The sequence below is a fragment of the Flavobacterium cryophilum genome (assembly GCF_048286555.1).
Taxonomy (GTDB): Bacteria; Bacteroidota; Bacteroidia; order Flavobacteriales; family Flavobacteriaceae; genus Flavobacterium.
Window position 1 is genome coordinate 97,521 of sequence record NZ_JBLVPZ010000010.1, and the last position, 19,423, is coordinate 116,943.

General features: G+C 34.6%; 18 protein-coding genes. 12 read left to right on the forward strand and 6 right to left on the reverse strand.

The features are described from left to right. Window positions 1-127: 127 nt before the first annotated feature. Entirely contained in the window at window positions 128-1,234 is a 1,107-nt protein-coding gene (locus ACNQGJ_RS14010) for an NADH:flavin oxidoreductase (protein WP_417973962.1), read from the reverse strand. A 6-nt stretch (window positions 1,235-1,240) separates the two neighbouring features. After that, entirely contained in the window at window positions 1,241-1,540 is a 300-nt protein-coding gene (locus tag ACNQGJ_RS14015; RefSeq protein ID WP_417973960.1) for an ArsR/SmtB family transcription factor, read from the reverse strand. A 317-nt stretch (window positions 1,541-1,857) separates the two neighbouring features. Here ACNQGJ_RS14015 and ACNQGJ_RS14020 point away from each other — a divergent pair, with 317 nt between their 5' ends. After that, on the forward strand, window positions 1,858-3,120 hold the full coding sequence (locus ACNQGJ_RS14020) for a YeiH family protein (protein ID WP_417973958.1): 1,263 nt from the start codon (window positions 1,858-1,860) through the stop codon (window positions 3,118-3,120). Between the two features lie 767 nt (window positions 3,121-3,887). On the opposite strand, the gene ACNQGJ_RS14025 is transcribed toward ACNQGJ_RS14020, so the two are convergent. Both ACNQGJ_RS14025 and ACNQGJ_RS14030 read right to left on the reverse strand, forming a co-directional pair. Continuing rightward, a complete protein-coding gene (locus ACNQGJ_RS14025) occupies window positions 3,888-4,340 on the reverse strand; it encodes a PA2169 family four-helix-bundle protein (protein WP_417973956.1) in 453 nt (150 codons plus the stop codon). A 210-nt stretch (window positions 4,341-4,550) separates the two neighbouring features. Beyond that, window positions 4,551-6,152, reverse strand: a complete 1,602-nt coding sequence (locus ACNQGJ_RS14030) for an FAD-dependent oxidoreductase (protein ID WP_417973954.1) — start codon at window positions 6,150-6,152, stop codon at window positions 4,551-4,553. Window positions 6,153-6,947: 795 nt separating this feature from the next. Here ACNQGJ_RS14030 and ACNQGJ_RS14035 point away from each other — a divergent pair. Further along, a complete protein-coding gene (locus tag ACNQGJ_RS14035; protein ID WP_417973952.1) occupies window positions 6,948-7,115 on the forward strand; it encodes a hypothetical protein in 168 nt (55 codons plus the stop codon). A 271-nt stretch (window positions 7,116-7,386) separates the two neighbouring features. Here ACNQGJ_RS14035 and ACNQGJ_RS14040 read toward each other — a convergent pair whose 3' ends face one another. Next, the gene (locus tag ACNQGJ_RS14040) at window positions 7,387-7,695 is read right to left on the reverse strand and encodes a transposase (protein WP_417973950.1); all 309 of its coding nucleotides are present in this window, start codon (window positions 7,693-7,695) and stop codon (window positions 7,387-7,389) included. A gap of 320 nt (window positions 7,696-8,015) precedes the next feature. Then, window positions 8,016-8,150, reverse strand: a complete 135-nt coding sequence (locus ACNQGJ_RS14045; protein WP_417973949.1) for a hypothetical protein — start codon at window positions 8,148-8,150, stop codon at window positions 8,016-8,018. 442 nt (window positions 8,151-8,592) lie between these two features. Between ACNQGJ_RS14045 and ACNQGJ_RS14050 the strand changes: the two genes are divergently transcribed. The 10 genes from ACNQGJ_RS14050 (at window position 8,593) to ACNQGJ_RS14095 (ending at window position 19,419) form a co-directional block, all read left to right on the forward strand. Further along, window positions 8,593-10,038: an MFS transporter gene (locus ACNQGJ_RS14050; RefSeq protein WP_417973947.1), complete on the forward strand. Its 1,446-nt coding sequence runs from the start codon at window positions 8,593-8,595 to the stop codon at window positions 10,036-10,038. A gap of 108 nt (window positions 10,039-10,146) precedes the next feature. Beyond that, window positions 10,147-10,983, forward strand: a complete 837-nt coding sequence (gene kduI / locus ACNQGJ_RS14055; protein WP_417973945.1) for a 5-dehydro-4-deoxy-D-glucuronate isomerase — start codon at window positions 10,147-10,149, stop codon at window positions 10,981-10,983. Between the two features lie 6 nt (window positions 10,984-10,989). Then, entirely contained in the window at window positions 10,990-11,775 is a 786-nt protein-coding gene (locus tag ACNQGJ_RS14060; RefSeq protein ID WP_417973943.1) for a gluconate 5-dehydrogenase, read from the forward strand. A 17-nt stretch (window positions 11,776-11,792) separates the two neighbouring features. Continuing rightward, window positions 11,793-13,193, forward strand: coding sequence for a glucuronate isomerase (uxaC, locus tag ACNQGJ_RS14065; protein WP_417973941.1), 1,401 nt, complete (start codon window positions 11,793-11,795; stop codon window positions 13,191-13,193). A gap of 18 nt (window positions 13,194-13,211) precedes the next feature. Further along, entirely contained in the window at window positions 13,212-13,559 is a 348-nt protein-coding gene (locus ACNQGJ_RS14070; protein WP_417973939.1) for a cupin domain-containing protein, read from the forward strand. A 23-nt stretch (window positions 13,560-13,582) separates the two neighbouring features. Continuing rightward, window positions 13,583-14,605, forward strand: a complete 1,023-nt coding sequence (locus ACNQGJ_RS14075; protein WP_417973937.1) for a PfkB family carbohydrate kinase — start codon at window positions 13,583-13,585, stop codon at window positions 14,603-14,605. A 10-nt stretch (window positions 14,606-14,615) separates the two neighbouring features. Next, window positions 14,616-15,284 (forward strand): bifunctional 4-hydroxy-2-oxoglutarate aldolase/2-dehydro-3-deoxy-phosphogluconate aldolase, encoded by a 669-nt coding sequence (locus tag ACNQGJ_RS14080; protein ID WP_417973935.1) that lies wholly within the window; start codon window positions 14,616-14,618, stop codon window positions 15,282-15,284. Window positions 15,285-15,297: 13 nt separating this feature from the next. Then, window positions 15,298-16,113, forward strand: a complete 816-nt coding sequence (locus tag ACNQGJ_RS14085; RefSeq protein WP_417973933.1) for an SDR family oxidoreductase — start codon at window positions 15,298-15,300, stop codon at window positions 16,111-16,113. 217 nt (window positions 16,114-16,330) lie between these two features. Continuing rightward, window positions 16,331-17,794 (forward strand): tagaturonate reductase, encoded by a 1,464-nt coding sequence (locus tag ACNQGJ_RS14090; protein WP_417973931.1) that lies wholly within the window; start codon window positions 16,331-16,333, stop codon window positions 17,792-17,794. 8 nt (window positions 17,795-17,802) lie between these two features. Beyond that, a complete protein-coding gene (locus ACNQGJ_RS14095) occupies window positions 17,803-19,419 on the forward strand; it encodes a UxaA family hydrolase (protein WP_417973929.1) in 1,617 nt (538 codons plus the stop codon). Window positions 19,420-19,423: the final 4 nt, after the last annotated feature.

Genomic DNA, 19,423 nt, shown 5'->3' on the forward strand with positions numbered 1-19,423 from the left:
GAAAAAGCTGTAGTACTTGTTGGATGGTTTGTAAAGCATAAAAAAGAGAGAAATTATTAAAATTTCTCTCTTTTTTATGCAATCAATGAAATTATTAGAATAATTTTTTCTAAATATTATTTTAAATTTATTCTAATATCAATTCACTCAATGCGGCTTTGCTGAAGCCTTTTAATTGATCGTTTTTCCCTGTTTTTATTTTGCTAACCCAATTTGGGTCTGATAAAAGCGGTCTTCCTACGGCTACAAGATCAAAATCACCTCTATCCAAACGTCTTGTTAATTCTTCCAATGAAGTAGGCTGTGAACTTTCTCCTGCAAATGCTCCGAAGAAATCGCCAGAAAGTCCCACGGAACCTACTGTAATAGTTGGTTTTCCAGTGATTTTTTTTGCCCATCCTGCAAAATTAAGGTCATTATCTTCAAATTCCGGTTCCCAAAAACGGCGCTGTGAACAATGTAAAATATCAACACCAGCATCAATCAACGGACGAAGCCAAGCTTCCATTTCTTGAGGTGTTTTTGCCAGTTTATAATTGTAATCCGATGGTTTAAATTGAGAAAGTCTCATGATTATGGCGAAATCTTCACCTACTTGTTTTCTAATTTCTGTAATTACAGCTACGGCAAAACGAGTACGTTCCGCTAAGGTTTTACCACCGTAATCATCGGTACGTTGATTTGTGGCATCCCAGAAAAATTGATCGATCAAATAATCGTGAGCACCATGTATTTCGATACAGTCAAAACCTAATTTTTTGGCATCAGCAGCCGCTTTTCCAAAAGCTATAATGGTATTTTCGATATCATTTATTGTCATCGTAGTTCCGTTGCTAAAACCGGGTCGGTTCAATCCTGACGGTCCTTCAAATGGTACAGGAGGAACCCAACCGGACTGGTGGTTGTCCATAATTCCCATATGCCAAAGCTGTGGCCCCATTTGTCCGCCTGCGGAATGCACCTTATCAATTACTTGTTTCCATCCTTCTAAAGATTGCTCTCCGTGGAAGTGAGGAACATTTTCGTCATTTGACGCAGAAGGTCTATTAATCACAGTTCCTTCAGATAATAGTAAACCTACTTGGCCTTCCGCTCTTTTTTGATAATAAGCAGCGACGGCATCTGTAGGTACCCCATTTGGAGAAAAAGAGCGCGTCATAGGCGCCATTACAATTCTATTTTTAAGGTTTAGTGTCTTTATCTTGAAAGGCGTGAACAAACTATTTGTATTCATATTTTATTATAGATTAGATTCGATTATTTTACTTAGTGCTGTAAATGCTTTTTCGTTGCGTTTGTAATAGGTCCATTGTCCAACTCGAGTAGATTCTATAAATCCAGCGCGCTGTAGGATTGATAAATATTCTGAAACTGTTGATTGGGTGAGTCGAGCTTTGGTTTGTATTTGTCCCACGCATACACCGTGCTCAAAACCGGCAGCCAGCTGTTCGGGAAAGTTAATTTCAGGTTCTTTTAACCATTCCAGCATTTGCAATCTGGATTTGTTTGATAATGCCTTAAATAGTTCTATATTATCCATAATGCAAATATATCGACTTTTCCCGATATACCAATTTAATATAAATGTTTTGGGATATATTTAAGAGATGTAGTCGCTGAATATTTCGATACACGTATTATTTTTTTGAAAAAAAAATTATCATTTTAATGCTATTTTAACGAATAGAATATTCAAAACGCTTGAAATTTTTGACGGCGTAGTCTTTAGAAAGGTTTGTGAAATTAAAACTGGAAATGAGGCAGTTGCTTAATTACTTAACAAAAATTAACAAAGATGTAGTATCCACAGATAAATAAATTGTATTTTGACCCACAAAAAAATAACTATTTATTAGAATGTCACAAAAAACAAAACAATTTACAATTCATGAAGATTGGACTGTAGTACTCTTAGGTTTCCTGATTATCGGATTATCGCTTTTTATTTTTATTCCTTCAGTTCCTGTATTTAAGTGGTCAAATGGAGCAAGTTTACTGAGTGATGTATTCTCTTATGGGAACATACAAAACATTGCATTGCAATTTATCTACTTTATTTCGATTGGTAGTATCGGTGCTTTTTTGACTGGAAAGTCAGTAAAAGATTTTTTATTGGGTTTTCCGGTCGTGTATTTATTAACCATTGTTGCATTGATTATTGCAGGGAACAGTCATGTAAAAGGACTTAATTTAGAGGCTGTAATTTTTAGTTTGATCCTCGGTTTGTCCATAGGTAATTTTTTTACACTTCCAGAATGGTTCCGGACAGCCCTTTCTACAGAAATTTTTGTAAAAATTGGATTGGTGTTATTAGGTACGAGTGTCATATTTTCAGATATTCTAAAAGCAGGTTCTTTGGGACTTATACAAGCTCTAATAATAGTGTTATCGGTTTGGTATTTTGCTTTTTGGTTGTGTAAAAAACTAAAAGTTGATGACGAGTTGACCATGATGATTTCCAGTGCGGTTTCTATTTGTGGAGTTTCGGCTGCTATTGCCACCTCGGGCGCCATCAAAGGAGATTCAAAAAAGCTTTCATATGTAATTTCGATGGTCTTGGTAACCGCCATTCCAATGATGATTTTTATGCCCATTATTGCCAAATACTTTAATTTTCCGGAAGAAGTTACTGGGGCATGGCTAGGAGGTAGTATTGATACCTCGGGAGCGGTTGTCGCTTCGGGTTCATTGGTGGGTGAAACCGCTTTAAAAATAAGTACCATAGTTAAATTCTCTCAGAATGTGTTATTGGGTTTAGCCGCTTTTGCTATTTCAGTGTATTGGACGTACAAACAAAACGCATCGGATGGAGATACAGTAACAAAACCAACGTTAAAAGTGATTTGGGATCGTTTTCCAAAATTTGTTATCGGCTTTATTGCAGCTTCGTTACTTTTTTCTTTTTTGCTTACAACTGATGTCCGGGATCAGGTCAAAGATGGATTAAAGAATGTACAAGGGATTTGGTTTGCTTTAGCTTTTACCAGTATTGGTTTAGAAACCAATTTTAAAGATTTGTTCAGCAAAAACAGTAAAAAACCATTATATGCGTTCCTAATTGCACAGTTATTCAACATCATTATTACATTGATTATTGCCTTTATTTTGTTTGGTGAATGATGCTTTTGCCACTACCTTAATAAAATCCATTTTACAGTTTGTAAAATGGATTTTATGTTTTGCCCGATGTTTTATATACCAGATCGATATTTTTTGAGAAGAATGTACTACGTTAAAAACATGAAAAATATAATAGTTGTTCGATTGCCAGTTTAGCTCTACAATGGAAATTCATATGGCAATATTGCATAGTAGCACCTATTTTTTTATCTTAAATTAAAGAAAATTTAAAAAATAAAAATATTCAAATCTCGGTAAAATTTGTCGAAATTCAGATGGTTGTAACTCTAATACCTAATTCTGTAATGTTAAGTATTACATTACTAAGTTCAACACCTTTTTTTTAAAGAAGCATCAAAATTTTACGGAGTGTTTAAATATGATAAACTAAAGTTTTTCTCTGGAATTTATTTCCAATCTAAAGTAGCGTATCCAATTATAATAATAAATATTTTTCCGGATATGGAGTTTGATGTTGTGGATTATCAAAATTACAGAATGGACTAAATGAGTTTTACGCGATTTGTGAATTTAAGCATAGCGCAGATACTTTTTTATAGTTACAAAAATGAAAACAAAAAATAATTTTAAAAAATTAAAATAAAAGTTTAAAAAATCAATAAAATTTACATATTTAAGAATATGTAGTTTTAAAGATTCCCTGACTGTCAAATGATACAGTTAATTATAAAAATAAGCATAAATAGAGGGGTAAAATAAAGTTTTTTCTTTCCATTATTTATGCTTGTTTTAAAATTTTTATAATGCTACGACGCCATATCTCGTAAATTTTTTACTTTGTCATGGTCCGCTTTTATTGCTGTGTAATGTGATTCTAGCATTTCACGTTGTTCGTAACTTAAATCTTCAACATCATCTTTTAGTGCTTTAGCATAGGTATCCACTGCTACATCTTCACCATACTCACACGAATTGAGTATTGCTTTACGATTTTTACCGGTTAAAGCGGCTTTAACATCCATCCAAACTCTAAAGAATTTACCAGTTGTTCTGGTTCGTTCAATTGGTTCTCCTCCCAATTTTTGAACCTCGCTGACGAGTTCCATTTTACATTTTTGACTGGTTTTCATTAATTCGGAGAATAACATTTTCAAATCTGACTCTTCAGTCTCTTCTGAAGCAGTTTCGTACCCTTCGATTCTGTCATTGTTAATTTCGATGAGTGTATTTAACACGTCAATTGATTTTTCCTGATTCATTTTAATTGTTTTTTAATGGTTAAGAATAATTTTTATTTACTGTTAATTTTGCAATTAATTTTCAAACTTTAAATTCAGTGTTATTATACTATTCAAATTGTTTGACCCGAAAGAATTGAAATAGTTCAGATATTTTACCTCTTTATATATCTCCGTAATGTCTACAATAAATTCGCCTACTTTTAAACTGAACATCTCAGATCTTAATTTTTAGACTTTAGACTCATTGAGCATAATTTTTTTTAAATCTGATGATGCAGGTCCATTTATCACACTACCCAATTTTGTAAAACGGGAGCCGTGCATCGGACAATCGAATGTTTTTTCATCGGCATTCCATTGCAGTATCGCACCCAAGTGAGGGCAAACCGCAGAACAGGTGTGAAGATTATTTTGTTCATCACGATAGGCTGTTATTTTCTTTAAGCCTACTGAAATGATTCCACCTTCGCCTGGTTTTAAATCGCTTACCTCTTTTAAATCTTCCGGAACAACCCAGTCAGCATATTGAACTACCATGTTTCCAACCTCGTGCAGGTAATCACCAGTGTTTTTTAAACTAATGCGAGAGGGGCTGTATATTTTAATCCAAGGATTCTCTTTTCCGGTAATTATATCGTTAATAATCATTCCCCCAAGTGTTCCATGTGTCATACCGTTACCGGAATCGCCTGTGATAATGTAAATGTTATCTTCCCCAGGATTTTTGCCAATGTATGCCAAGGAATCAAGAGGTTCCATCACCTGACCTGACCATTTGAATTCAATAGCTCCAGTTGCTGGGAAATGTTTTTTTGTCCATTTTTCCAATTTTACATAGCGGTCTTCTTCGTTAATATTTTCGTCATCTGCCTGCCCTGTGCGATGGTCTTCACCACCCGCAATCAACAAGTCATACTGTTCATCATATTCTTCTAGACGGACATAATGATACGGCTTCACGATCCATTTTGAATTCATATCGCCAGTGTCCCACCATAATGCGTAAGGGAGTTTTCCTTTAAGAATTTTGACACCTATAACATAGGACCGATACGGCCATTGCTTAGTATGCATCGTTACCCAATCATTAATCGGGGTGTTGGTTGCAACTACAATGTGATTTGCTTTTACTTTAAAACCGTTTGCAGTAGCGCCCTGAGTAGTTATATTTTCGGCTTTTGTTTGTGTATATATTTTTCCTCCTAGCGTTATCAAAGCCTCTGCCAATCCTTTCATATAAAGCAGTATGTGGAATTGTGCTTGATTTGAAAACTTAAGACATAAATTGCTGTCCTCCGAAGCTACCGAAGGTATATAACGCAACATCTCTGTGATAAGGCCTACACGTTTTGTAGCTTCGTATTCTTTTTCCAAAGTTTCTACTGTGTCAGATGAACTTAAAAACAAATAGCCATCCACTCTTTTAAAATGACAATCGATATTATGATGTTCTACAGTATTGGCTATCCAATCAATTGCAGCCATATGACTATTAGCTATTAGTTTTGCAGCTTGTTCGTCGAATTTTTTTTCCAATTCAAAATACCTATCGTCAAGCGCACAAGTAAGATGAGCGGTAGTCCTACCAGTTTCACCGCTTCCTATATATCCATCTTCCACCAAAATTACTGTACGGCCTGACTTTGCGAGACAATAAGCAGTAGTAAGTCCCGCAATACCGCCTCCTATAACTAAAATATCTGTATCAACATTTTGGTTTAATTTCTCAAATGCTAGCGATTCAATTTTCGATGAAAACCAATATGAAAGATTAGTTCCAGAAGTTACAGTGCCATTTTCGAATTCGGATGTATGATTAGACGTTTTCATTTGAATTTATTTTAATGAGTTTTTACATTAAGTAAAGATATTAATAACTGACAATTAGAGTGTTATAAAATTTAATAAATAAATTACATCATTCACAGTCTTGTTCCTACTTAAATTATTTATTACACTACTTAAAATGATTTAGAGAAATGGAATTAAAGCGTTGGATTGATACTTTAAAAAAAATGGTAAGTTTGCTACATCTAAAGCTTTTTTTAATAGAAATAAAAATGCTTCCAATATTGTAATTAACCTGTTGGGTTTAATTAATAAAAATTTCAGGTAATCTTAAATAAAAAAATTGAACCACATAGAAACAAAGAAAAAAAAGTCGGATCCAAACCTTGAGTTCATAAAGCTATTTTTTTTCTGTAAATAAGTGAAACGCCTTCCATAATTTTAAAATTTATAATTCTATGTGGTAAAAAGTAAACAAATTGAATTACACTTAACGGGTTATAATTAATGAAGTTATTTGGAACCCTTAAGATAAATTGTAACCAAAAAAATAAGATTATCAATCGAAAACTGTTGGATTTTAATAAAATTGTGACTAAAAAAGTACCAAAACACTAAAATTTTGTACCTACTTATTTTGTAAAATCAGAATAGTACTCAAAAAAAGTTTTTTTAAAATTAATTTCTGAGACAAGAGTAAGTTAAGTATTATTAACTTTTATTTCTGGGAAATAAACGATATTTAATATGTTAAAAATATATAATATTTTTCATAACTCATTGTTTGTTATGCATTTATGTTTTAAATTTACTATTATTAATCTAAAAATTTTTATTATGAAATCTTCAAATTCCAATGATGACAAAGCTAAAGATGGTAAACAATCTTCAAAAATGGAAGATAAAAAAGCAACTGGTCCAAATGCATCTGCTAAATCAGATACAAAAAAAATGGCGGAAAAGAAACCTGATTCCTCATCTTCTAAAAATCATGATAAAAAATGAGATTGAGATTGGGAAGTGATGATACAAAACTAGGAAAATAAATTTCCAAAAAATCTCTTTAAACAGTTTTTTTATGTCGTAATCAATAAAAGAATATTTTAAAAACTGACTTAATTAAAATTGTTTAAAAAAAAGAAATAGAATTATTGATACTAATTCTATTTCTTTTTTTATTTAGTAATAGGATCGTGAAATATGCAAATAAAAACTGCACATTTAGTTAAGCTCCATTTTTGTATTTAATTGTTAAATTCGTCAATAGTTGCATAAATCAAAGTAGAGGTCTTCTTTTTCTGTTGGACCAAATTTCAATGTATTCAAAGATTTCTAATTGCATTTGTTCTTTCGAAATCAGTTTGTTTCCATAAATCAATTCAGTTTTCAAGGATTTAAAAAAGCTTTCAGCTGCCTCGTTGTCGCAACAATTTCCTTTGCGGCTCATACTGCGGGTTATTTTTTTATAGGAATCAAGAACATTTACAATCTTTTTGCTTGTATATTGAACACCTCCGCCTGAATGAAAAATCAAACCTTCCTCATTATTTCGGCTTTTAATCGCCATTTTCCAAGCTCTAAGCATAGTTGGCTTCGCTCAAATTCCAAGTTATAATTTTTCGGTCGAATAAAATCCATAATAGTTGTCAATTATACAAATCCCTCCTTTGGTTTGGATAAAGGTGATATCAGAAACCCAAGCTTTTGAAGGCATTTTTACAATAAATCCTCTGTTTAATATATTTTCAACGTTTAAATAATTATGATTTGAGTTGGTATCACTTTGAATTTCTTGCTTAATTTACTTCGTAAGCCTAACTGTTTCATATATTTTGCTACAGTAATTGCTTCGCCTCTTCGAGCAAAGCTCTCGGGTCTTGAGATTTTATGACCAAAACTATGAAGTTATAATGTTATTCTAAGACTTCCATAGCGCTGCTTGCTTTCAAAATAAATCAATGTTATCTGTTTTTTTATGGCAATTTTTAGTTGCTTTCTTGCGGTGATTATTTGTTTTTTCCATCCGGAATAATTGTTCATTTTATGAGACGATAAATCATCGATCGCTCTTGTTTCATAGGTTAAAATTAAGATTATTTGGTAACTTTCTGTGCTTGCGAAGTTGACATCTCCACTTTATGTATTCCTCAAAGTTGTACTTAGTATCTTCTTAATTTTAACATCTATTTTGTGTAATATGTAATTTAAAATTGTTTTTTTTATTTTATGTATTTATTTAAGTTATTAATTTAAAATAATATTTAATCTATTTGGATAATGAATATTAAAAAGTATATTTGTGTAATCGATTACATTTATTAAAAATTGATTTAATTGTTCAAACGAAAAACTTTTTTGAATAAAAAAACGAGCTAGTTAGCTTTTATCTTGAAAGTGATAAATGTTTTCAATAAACTTTTTTAGTCGATAAGCAGGTGTTTTTTACATCTAAAAATTTAACTTTTTTATACTTAAACAAATTATGAAGCAGACTAGTAAATCTATTGGAAATTACCGCTGGTCAATTTGTGGCTTACTTTTTTTTGCAACAACAATTAACTACTTGGACAGGCAAGTGCTTTCATTGACCTGGAGTGATTTTATTGCGCCGGAATTCCATTGGGCCAACAATGATTATGGAAATATTACGGCTTTATTCTCTATTTTTTATGCAGTCTCGTTATTGTTTGCAGGAAGATTCGTGGATTGGTTAGATACTAAAAAGGGATTTCTTTGGGCTATTGGAATTTGGTCTTTTGGTGCTTGTTTGCATGCGTTTTGTGGTATTGCAACAGCAGGGATTATAACTGGGGATTGGTTTGTTGGTTTTGAAGGAGCTAAAGAAGCACTGACTAAAGTGAATGATACAGGGTTGATTATTAATGTAAGTGTAACTTTATTTATTTTTGCACGTTTTGTTTTGGCCGTGGGTGAGGCCGGAAATTTCCCTGCAGCTATTAAAACAACTGCGGAATATTTTCCTAAAAAAGATCGAGCGTTCTCTACAAGTATCTTTAATGCAGGTGCCACTGTGGGAGCATTGGCTGCTCCAATATCAATTCCCTTCATTGCAAAAGCTTTTGGTTGGGAAATGGCTTTTATAATTATAGGAGCTTTAGGTTTTATTTGGATGGGTTTTTGGGTTTTTATGTATGATAAACCGGAAAAGCATCTAAAAGTAAGTCCTGCTGAATTAGAATATATCCAGCAAGACGATATTGCCGATAGTAAACTCGCAGGATATGTACCAGAAACAACTACCAAGGTAACTTTAATGGATTGTTTTAAGTACAAGCAAACGTGGGCTTTTGCTTTTGGTAAGTTTATGACAGATGGTGTGTGGTGGTTCTTTTTGTTTTGGACTCCTGCGTATTTAAGCTCGGTTTACGGTATGGATTCAACCGAAGCAGCCCTGCCGTTATTTGTTTTATACATGATTACCTTGCTTTCTATTATTGGAGGTTGGTTGCCCACTTATTTTGTTGAAAAGAAAGGAATGAATCCTTATGAAGGACGAATGAGAGCCATGCTGATTTTTGCTTTTTTCCCATTATTAGCTTTGGTAGCACAGCCTTTGGGGCATATTAGCTATTGGCTACCCGTAATAATAATTGGTATTTCCGGAGCGGCTCACCAATCTTGGTCGGCAAATATCTTTACAACAGTTGGAGATATGTTTCCTAAAAAGGCAATTGCTACCATCACAGGTATTGGTGGTTTGGCTGGCGGTATTGGGTCTACCATTATCAATAAAGGTTCTGGGGTGTTATTTGATTATAGTAAAGAAACCAATATGGCTTTCATGGGCTTTCAAGGGATTGAAGCTGGTTACTTTATCATTTTCTCCATTTGTGCAATTTGTTACTTGACCGGTTGGTCGGTCATGAAAACTTTAGTGCCGAAATACAGTCCTATAACCGATTTGTAAATAAGAATTTAATAATAAATTAAATTAACAGCCTTTTAGATATTAAAAAATAGTACTTAAAAGAATATAAAGTATCTTTGTGTAATCGATTACATTAAATATAACAACATGACAAATTTTTCATTTAGATACGCCTCGAATCCTACAGACGTAAAAAAATATAATACTAACGAATTGAGAGAAAATTTTTTAATTGAAAATCTTTTCGTTGAAAATGAAATACAACTGACCTATTCAATGTACGACAGATATATTGTAGGAGGAATAATGCCAGTTGACAAAGAATTAAAACTAGAAACCATTCCGTATTTGAAATCGGAAAATTTTCTGGACAGACGAGAATTGGGAATCATAAACGTTGGAGGTAGCGGAACCGTTACAGTTGACGGCGTGCCATACGAATTGCAAAAAAAAGAAGCGCTTTATGTAGGTCAAGGATGTAAGGAAGTTGTTTTTTCTAGTTCAAACGGAGAACAAGCGTTATTTTATATTAATTCGGCGCCGGCACATCAGAAATTTCCAAACAAAAAGGTGGGCAAAGAAGAGGCGGAAGTCATTCAATTGGGCGATGCGAAAACGGCCAATAAACGAATTTTAAACAAACTCATCGTCAACAGCATTGTTGAAACTTGTCAATTGCAAATGGGACTAACGGAATTATTACCCGGAAATGTTTGGAACACTATGCCAGCCCACACGCACAACCGCCGTATGGAAGCCTATTTCTATTTTGATATAGAAGCACCGCAAACGATTTGTCATTTTATGGGAGAACCTCAAAATACCAGACATATTTTCATGCAAAATCACCAAGCCGTTTTGTCTCCTGAATGGTCTATACATTCCGGTGCAGGAACGTCAAACTATTCTTTTATATGGGGAATGGCCGGAGAGAATTTAGATTATGGCGACATGGATATCGTTGCTCCAAATGAATTAAGATAAGAAACTATGAATTTATTTGATTTAAAAGGAAAAAGAGCACTGATAACCGGAGGAACTCATGGTTTAGGTTTGGCAATGGCGGAAGGTTTGGCAATTGCAGGTGCTGAACTTGTAATAACAGGTACAACACCCTCTAAAATGGAAGAAGCGCTCGCGTATTATTCGGGCAAAGGATATATAGTTTCCGGCTATTTATTTGATGTTACCGATGAAAAAGCGGCGGCAGACAACATAGCACTAATGACGAAAGAATTAGGCGATATTGATATTTTAGTGAACAACGCCGGAATTATAAAAAGAGAATTGGCCATCACAATGCAGGTTTCTGATTTTAGAAAAGTGATTGATGTAGATTTAGTAGGACCCTTTATTATGTCACAATTGGTTGCTAAGCAAATGATTGAAAGGCAAGAAGGTAAAATAATAAATATCTGTTCCATGATGAGTGAATTAGGACGAAACAGTGTTTCGGCTTATGCTGCTGCAAAAGGAGGTTTGAAAATGCTGACCCGAAATCTGGCTACTGAATGGGCAAAATACAATATTCAAGTCAACGGAATTGGTCCGGGCTATTTTGCAACAACACAAACAGAACCTATTCGCGTGGATGGGCATCCGTTTAATGAATTTATAATCAACAGAACTCCGGCTGCACGTTGGGGAAATCCAGAAGATTTAGCAGGAACCGCAGTCTTTTTAGCTTCGAAAGCAAGTGATTTTGTAAACGGACAAATTGTATATGTCGATGGTGGAATATTGGCTACCATTGGAAAACCATCAAATGAAAATTAATATTTAAGAAATTTATAATGAGTACACCATTTATAAACGACAACTTTTTATTAGAAAATAAATTTGCGGAAGAATTATATCATAATTATTCTAAAAAACAGCCTATAATAGATTATCACAACCACTTGTCTCCACAGTTTATTTCTGAAGATAAAATTTTCGACAATATCACTCAGGTTTGGATCAATGGCGATCATTACAAGTGGCGTGCGATGCGTACGTTAGGTATCAACGAGCAATTTATTACGGGGAACGGTTCGGATAAAGATAAATTCATGAATTGGGCAAAAACGGTTCCGTATACCATGCGTAACCCTTTGTATCATTGGACACATTTAGAACTGGCACGTTATTTTGATATTCATGATTTATTGAATGAGAAATCCGCAGAGAAAATATATCTTGAAGCTTCCTCCAAAATAAATTTGGCAGAATACAGCACTCAAAATTTACTTCGAAAAGTAAATGCGGAATTTGTATGTACCACCGAAGATCCAATTGATACTTTAGAATACCATCAACAATTAGCCAAGAATCCCTTTGGAACTAAGGTTAGTACTGCCTTCAGACCAGATAAAGCCATTCTAATTTTAAATGACGGATACAATTCTTACCTTGATACTTTGGGTGAAGTTGCAGGAATTTCGATTAGTTCTTATTCTGATTTGTGTTTTGCGCTTACCAACAGAATTGACTTTTTTGATAAAAATGGTTGCAAACTTTGTGATCATGGTTTAGACCAAATTTATTTCGAAAATTTTACTGAAAGTGAAGTGAATGCAATTTTCAAAAAGAAAAGAGAGAGCAAGGAAATCAGTAATGAAGAAGCATTAAAATTTCAAACAGCGATTTTATTGTTTTTATCTGAAACCTATCACCAATACGGTTGGGTACAGCAATTTCACTTGGGAGCACTACGAAATAATAATGAACGCATGCACCGAATTTTAGGCCCTGATACCGGATGGGATTCCATTGGAGATTTTCCGCAGGCTCAAAAATTATCTCGTTTTTTAAATGCTTTAGACAGTAAAGACAAATTGACAAAAACCATTATTTACAATCTTAATCCTGCGGATAATGAAGTTATGGCAACCATGATTGGAAATTTTAATGATGGAAGTATAAAGGGGAAAGTACAATTTGGATCCGGATGGTGGTTTTTAGACCAAAAAGACGGAATGACAAAACAATTGAATGCCCTTTCTAATATGGGATTGATTAGTTGTTTTATAGGAATGTTAACCGATTCCAGAAGCTTTTTGTCATTTCCAAGACACGAATATTTCAGACGTGTTCTTTGTAATCTTTTAGGGGATGAAATTAAAAGAGGCGAACTTCCAAATGATATGGAATGGATTGGTAAAATGGTTTCGGACATTAGTTATAATAATGCCAAAGAATATTTTAAATTTTAATAATCAGATTCGGATAGTATGACGGTATTGGCAAATAATACGCGCTTTTTTAAAGAAGAAGAAAACCAATGGGAAGTTGTGGGGGAAGGTGTGCAACGTCAAATTGTGGGATTTGATGATCGGGTTATGATGGTCAATGTGAAGTTTGAGAAGGGAGCAATTGGCCCTTTGCATAATCACCAACATTCACAAGTTACCCACATTGCCGCTGGTACATTTGAAGTGACTATTGAAGAGGAAACTAGAATACTAAAAAAAGGAGATTCCTTTTATATACCTTCCAATAAAATACATGGAGTTGTTTGTTTGGAAGAAGGAATTCTGATCGACGTTTTTAGCCCTATGAGAGAAGATTTTATAAAATAGAGAACATTTAATTCAAGTATAAAATGAATAAAGTAGTCACTTTTGGCGAAATAATGTTGCGACTTTCAACAGAAAGGCATTTGCGTTTTGAGCAAGCAAAAGCATTTACAGCTTCCTATGGTGGAGGTGAATTTAATGTGGCCGTTTCTTTGGCCAATTATGGTGGAAATGCAGAATTTGTAACGCGAATTCCTAATAACGAAATTGGTATTTGTGCGCTAAAAGAAATGCGAAAAATGAATGTTGAATCCAAAAATGTAATTTTTGGAGGCGATCGTTTAGGGATTTATTATCTTGAAACGGGTGCTGGAACACGCGGCAGCAACGTAGTGTATGACCGTGCGCATAGTTCGATGGCAACCATTGAAAAAGGAGCAGTTGATTGGGAAAAAGTACTGGAAGGTGCTACCTGGTTTCATTGGAGCGGGATTACACCAGCGATTTCTGAGAGCGCTGCCGAAGCCTGTTTAGAAGCCGTAAAAGTGGCGCATAAATTAGGTTTAACAATCTCATGCGATTTGAATTACAGGTCAAAATTGTGGCAATATGGCAAAACTCCGAGCGAGGTTATGCCTGAAATATTACACTATAGCAACGTAATTCTAGGAGATATTGATACCGCTTATTTTATGTTAGCAATCCCTAAAGTGAATCCTAATTATCAGGACACAAAAGCACTACCTGCTTTGTATAGTCAGTTATTTGAATTATGTCCAAACTTAAAAATAGTAGCTACTACATTACGCTATTCTGTGAGTGCATCGCACCAACGAATTGGAGGTATTTTATTTGATGGGAAAAGCATTTATGATGCTGCTTTAAAAGAAGTAACTCCTGTAGTAGACCGCGTAGGAAGCGGTGATGCTTTTATGGGCGGATTGATTTATGGTTTGTTACAATTTAAAAATAACAATCAAAGAGCGTTAGATTTTGCAGTTGCGGCCTGTTGTTTAAAACATACCATTGCAGGTGATTATAATTTAGTGACCTTAAAAGAAGTTGAAAATATGCTAGACGGTGATGGCGCCGGATTAGTTTCAAGATAAAAACAGAAGTATGGCAAAATATTCAAGATTAGAAGTAGCAAATGTAATGGCGGAAACAGGAATGGTTCCCTTGTTTTTCCATACCGATGTTGAACTGGGAAAAAAAGTGATCAAAGCCTGTTATGACGGTGGAGCACGTTTGATGGAATTCACCAGTAGAGGTGATTTTGCCTTTGAAGTTTTTGGTGCATTAAATAAATTCGCATTAGCTGAATTACCGGGAATGATCTTGGGAGTTGGTTCAATAACGGATGCTGCGGCAGCTTCATTGTATATGCAATTAGGAGCGAATTTTATAGTAACTCCGGTTTTGAGAGAAGATATTGCAATCGTTTGTAACCGTCGAAAAGTATTGTGGTCACCAGGTTGCGCTTCACTTACCGAAATTGCACGCGCCGAAGAATTGGGTTGTGAAATAGTAAAATTATTTCCGGGAGATGTTTACGGACCACAATTTGTCAAAGGAATCAAAGGCCCTTGTCCATGGACGAGTATTATGCCAACGGGAGGTGTTTCAACCGATAGAGACAATCTAAAAAGTTGGTTTGACGCCGGTGTGACTTGTGTCGGCATTGGTTCACAGCTTATTTCAAATGAAGTTTTAAAAAGTCAGGATTTCGCAGCTTTAGAGGCAACTGTCAGAGCAACTTTAGCCACAATTAAAGAAATTAGAAGCTAAAAAACAAAAATCGATGGAAAATAATTTTTCATTAAAAGGGAAAGTAATAGTGATAACCGGCGGAACCGGAATACTCGGTGAAGCCTTTATAAATGGTATTATTCAAGCAGGAGGGGCAGTTGGTATTTTGGGCAGAAATGAGAAAATAGCCAATGAAAGAGTTCAAAATGTAATTGCCAAAGGTGGACGAGCCATTGCTCTGATTGCCGATGTGACTGATGAATTACAACTCTTAGCTGCAAGAGAAAAAATGCTTGCTGAATTTGGAAAAATTGATGGTTTGGTCAATGCAGCCGGAGGAAACCTTCCGGAAGCAGTTGTACAGGCGGAACAGGATATTTTCAAGTTGAATGTTACTGCATTGGAAGATGTAATGCGATTAAACCTGGTTGGCACTATTTTACCAACACAAGTTTTTGGGGAAGCTATAAAAAATGCAGGCTCAGGAAGTATCGTAAATATTTCATCGGTAGTGTCACAATTAGCGGTTACCAAAGTATTGGGCTACAGCCTGGCCAAATCTTCCATAGATTCTTACACGCAATGGTTTGCGGTGGAATTAGCCAAGCGATATGGCGATGCAATACGCATGAATTCTATTGCGCCAGGGTTTTTCCTTACGGAACAAAACAGAACGTTACTGACGAACGCCGATGGGAGCTTAACGGATAGAGGGAATTTGGTACTTCAAAACACACCATTTAAACGTTTTGGAAATCCGAAGGAACTCGCAGGAGCCTTAGTTTGGTTGTTATGTGATGCCTCAAAATTTGTTACAGGATCAAAAATTACTGTTGACGGAGGATTCACGATTTTCAGTGGCGTTTAAGAAAATTCAATTTAACATTATAAAATAAGAATACAATAAGCGACTTAAAGAAATGCGTTTTAAAGAATCATTCCTAATTCCTCTAATGGACTGAAATGTTGAATCGCAACGAAGATAAGTCGTTTATTGTAGCCTTAATTAAGCGCATTTCCGGCTTAAATAAATTAAACGTTTTACTGTTAAAAAATAAGATTTTGCCTTATTAAAGATATAAAAAATGAAAAAATTAAACAGAATTAATACAGGATTAGAAAAATTACAACCAATTAAAGTAATTCAATTTGGAGAAGGTAATTTCTTGAGAGCATTTGTAGATTACGCTTTTCAAAAACTAAATAAAGAAGTTGATTTCAATGCTGGTATAGCAATAGTTCAGCCATTGAAAGAGGGTATGATAAACACGATTAACGATCAAGATGGTCTTTACACATTGTTTATGAATGGAATTAAGAAAGGGGAGAAAATACAGGATATTGAGTTAATTGATAATATTGTAAAAGCTATAAATCCTTATAATGATTTTGCAGATTATCTAGCGTTAGCCAGAGAAGAAGAACTTCAATTTATCGTTTCAAACACCACTGAAGCTGGAATTGAATTTATTGAAAGTGATACTCCAGATATGCAACCACCAGTTTCCTTTCCTGCAAAGTTGACTGTTTTATTATATGAAAGATTCAAACATTGCAATGGAGATGCTTCTAAAGGATTGACTATCATTCCATGTGAATTGATTGATTATAACTCGGAGACTTTAAAAAAGTATATTTTGCAATATTGTGATTTATGGAAGTTAGAAGATGCATTCAAAACTTGGGCATCAGATTCTTGTACCTATCATAGTACTTTGGTGGACAGAATTGTACCTGGATATCCAGGAGCCGAAATTGAAGAATACAATAACAAATTAGATTATCAAGACAATTTAATTGTTGCTGCTGAACCATTTTTCCTTTGGGCTATCGAAGGCGGTGATGCTTTAAAACAAAAGCTACCTTTTCATAAAACGAATTTGAATGTGAAGATTGTTGACGATATACGACCTTTTAAAATGATAAAAGTTCGTATTTTAAATGGTGCGCATACTGCAATGGTCCCTTTTTCACTTTTGCACGGTAACAAATTAGTTATGGAAACCGTTAACGGAGATTTTACGGGGAAATTCGTAAACGGCGTTATTGGTGAAATTAGTGAAACCCTTGATATGGACAAAAATGAAATCCTTGCCTATACCGAAGAGGTAATGGACCGATTTAAAAATCCATTTATCAAACACGCATTGGCTGATATCGCCTTAAATTCTATCTCAAAATTCAAAGTAAGAGTTTTACCTAGTTTATTAGGATATTATAATGCGAATAAAAAATTGCCAACTAATTTGACTTTTTCATTAGCTTGTTTAATCCAATTCTACAAAGGAACTTGGAATAACGAAGCATTACCTGTAAAAGATTCTTCAGAGATAGTTGAAGCATTTAAAAATGCTTGGCAATTAGGAACTTTAGATTTGGTTGTAACTAAAATTTTAGCAAATAACGAATTCTGGGGTGAAGATTTAACTACAGTTAAAGGATTATCAGAAGCTTTGGTATTGGCTTTGAACGAAATTGAAGCAAATGGTATTGAAAGAGGGTTTGCCACTTTTAGTAAACAATTTGAAAATAAGTCAATCATTATATAATTATAATCATGCAAAAAAAAATAATAAAAGTAAATCCTTCAGACAATGTCGCCGTAGCATTAGTAAATCTAGTAGCTGGTGAAGTTATCAACTTTGAAGGTGAAAATATCACGATCGAGACCGATGTGAAAATGAAACATAAGATTGCAATGTATCCTTTTGAAGTAGGAGAAAAAATTATTATGTATGGCGTTTTGGTAGGTAAGGCAAGTGCCAAAATTGCAAAAGGCGGACTTCTTTCTACTGCTAATGTAAAACACGAAAGCGCCAAAGTATCTGGGAAAACCGAAACGATTGGTTGGACAGTTCCAAATGTTGACAAATGGAAAGACCGAACTTTCAATGGATATCACAGGGAAGACGGACAGGTAGGTACTGAAAATGTATGGTTATTTTTCCCGTTGGTTTTTTGTGAAAACAGAAATATCGAAATCTTAAAAGACATTTTCGAAAAAGAATTAATGAAGCCGAAAGAAAACGATTATCAATTGTTACTTCGTTCGTTAGTAAGTTCTGAAAATGGTTCTGCTGAAGCTGCAGGAAAATCGGCGGAAGCTGATTTATTCAACAATATTGAAGTAAAATTCATCACGCATCAAGGCGGATGTGGCGGAATTCGTCAAGATTCACACAGTTTGGCGAAACTTTTGGCAGGTTATGTAAATAATCCCAATGTGGCTGGAGCAACGGTTTTAAGTTTGGGATGTCAAAACTTGCAAATCCAAATATTCAAAGATGCTTTACATGAAATTAATCCAACGAGTACTAAGCCTGTTTTGATTTATGATCAACAGCAAATTGGTACCATTGAGGCCATGTTGAGCAGTGTGGTAAAAGATACTTTTGTAGCCATTAAAGAAGCAAATAAAATAGAAAGAACCCCAGCACCATTGTCTAAATTGACGATTGGTTTGGAATGCGGCGGTTCAGACGGGTTCTCCGGAATCTCGGCTAATCCAACCTTAGGAGTAACTTCGGATTTGCTTACAGCACTTGGTGCAACAACCATTCTTTCGGAGTTTCCGGAATTATGTGGTGTGGAGCAGGAATTAGTAAACCGTTGTGTTGAAGACGAAGCTGGAGTACGCTTTTTAGAATTGATGAAATGGTATGAAAAAACGGTTGTGGATGCAGGATCTGGATTTGACATGAACCCTTCACCAGGAAACATTAAAGACGGATTGATTACGGATGCCATGAAATCAGCAGGAGCTGCAAAAAAAGGAGGAACTTCTCCAATTGTAGGCGTTTCTGATTATGGAGAATATATTTCAAAACCAGGTTTAAACTTACTTTGTACGCCAGGAAATGATGTAGAATGTACGACTGCAATGGTGGGTTCTGGAGCCAATATGGTTTTGTTTACCACCGGTTTGGGAACTCCAACAGGAAACCCAATTGCTCCGGTAGTGAAAGTTTCCTCTAACTCTGAATTGGCCATAAAAATGTCAGATATTATTGATATTGATACTGGTGGAATTATAACCGGTGAAAAAACAATTGATGAAATGGCGGATGAAATGCTGGAGTTTATTATAAATGTTGCCAGTGGGGAAATTAAAACCAAAGCTGCAATTTTAAATCAGAATGATTTTATTCCTTGGAAAAGAGGCGTTTCATTATAAGTTT

What these genes read in the sequence shown, in the direction of transcription:
- ACNQGJ_RS14010 (WP_417973962.1), bottom strand. Translation starts at nt 1,234, where the DNA reads ATGAATACAAATAGTTTGTTCACGCCTTTCAAGATAAAGACACTAAAC.
- ACNQGJ_RS14015 (WP_417973960.1), bottom strand. Translation starts at nt 1,540, where the DNA reads ATGGATAATATAGAACTATTTAAGGCATTATCAAACAAATCCAGATTG.
- ACNQGJ_RS14020 (WP_417973958.1), top strand. Translation starts at nt 1,858, where the DNA reads ATGTCACAAAAAACAAAACAATTTACAATTCATGAAGATTGGACTGTA.
- ACNQGJ_RS14025 (WP_417973956.1), bottom strand. Translation starts at nt 4,340, where the DNA reads ATGAATCAGGAAAAATCAATTGACGTGTTAAATACACTCATCGAAATT.
- ACNQGJ_RS14030 (WP_417973954.1), bottom strand. Translation starts at nt 6,152, where the DNA reads ATGAAAACGTCTAATCATACATCCGAATTCGAAAATGGCACTGTAACT.
- ACNQGJ_RS14035 (WP_417973952.1), top strand. Translation starts at nt 6,948, where the DNA reads ATGAAATCTTCAAATTCCAATGATGACAAAGCTAAAGATGGTAAACAA.
- ACNQGJ_RS14040 (WP_417973950.1), bottom strand. Translation starts at nt 7,695, where the DNA reads ATGCTTAGAGCTTGGAAAATGGCGATTAAAAGCCGAAATAATGAGGAA.
- ACNQGJ_RS14045 (WP_417973949.1), bottom strand. Translation starts at nt 8,150, where the DNA reads ATGAACAATTATTCCGGATGGAAAAAACAAATAATCACCGCAAGAAAG.
- ACNQGJ_RS14050 (WP_417973947.1), top strand. Translation starts at nt 8,593, where the DNA reads ATGAAGCAGACTAGTAAATCTATTGGAAATTACCGCTGGTCAATTTGT.
- kduI (WP_417973945.1), top strand. Translation starts at nt 10,147, where the DNA reads ATGACAAATTTTTCATTTAGATACGCCTCGAATCCTACAGACGTAAAA.
- ACNQGJ_RS14060 (WP_417973943.1), top strand. Translation starts at nt 10,990, where the DNA reads ATGAATTTATTTGATTTAAAAGGAAAAAGAGCACTGATAACCGGAGGA.
- uxaC (WP_417973941.1), top strand. Translation starts at nt 11,793, where the DNA reads ATGAGTACACCATTTATAAACGACAACTTTTTATTAGAAAATAAATTT.
- ACNQGJ_RS14070 (WP_417973939.1), top strand. Translation starts at nt 13,212, where the DNA reads ATGACGGTATTGGCAAATAATACGCGCTTTTTTAAAGAAGAAGAAAAC.
- ACNQGJ_RS14075 (WP_417973937.1), top strand. Translation starts at nt 13,583, where the DNA reads ATGAATAAAGTAGTCACTTTTGGCGAAATAATGTTGCGACTTTCAACA.
- ACNQGJ_RS14080 (WP_417973935.1), top strand. Translation starts at nt 14,616, where the DNA reads ATGGCAAAATATTCAAGATTAGAAGTAGCAAATGTAATGGCGGAAACA.
- ACNQGJ_RS14085 (WP_417973933.1), top strand. Translation starts at nt 15,298, where the DNA reads ATGGAAAATAATTTTTCATTAAAAGGGAAAGTAATAGTGATAACCGGC.
- ACNQGJ_RS14090 (WP_417973931.1), top strand. Translation starts at nt 16,331, where the DNA reads ATGAAAAAATTAAACAGAATTAATACAGGATTAGAAAAATTACAACCA.
- ACNQGJ_RS14095 (WP_417973929.1), top strand. Translation starts at nt 17,803, where the DNA reads ATGCAAAAAAAAATAATAAAAGTAAATCCTTCAGACAATGTCGCCGTA.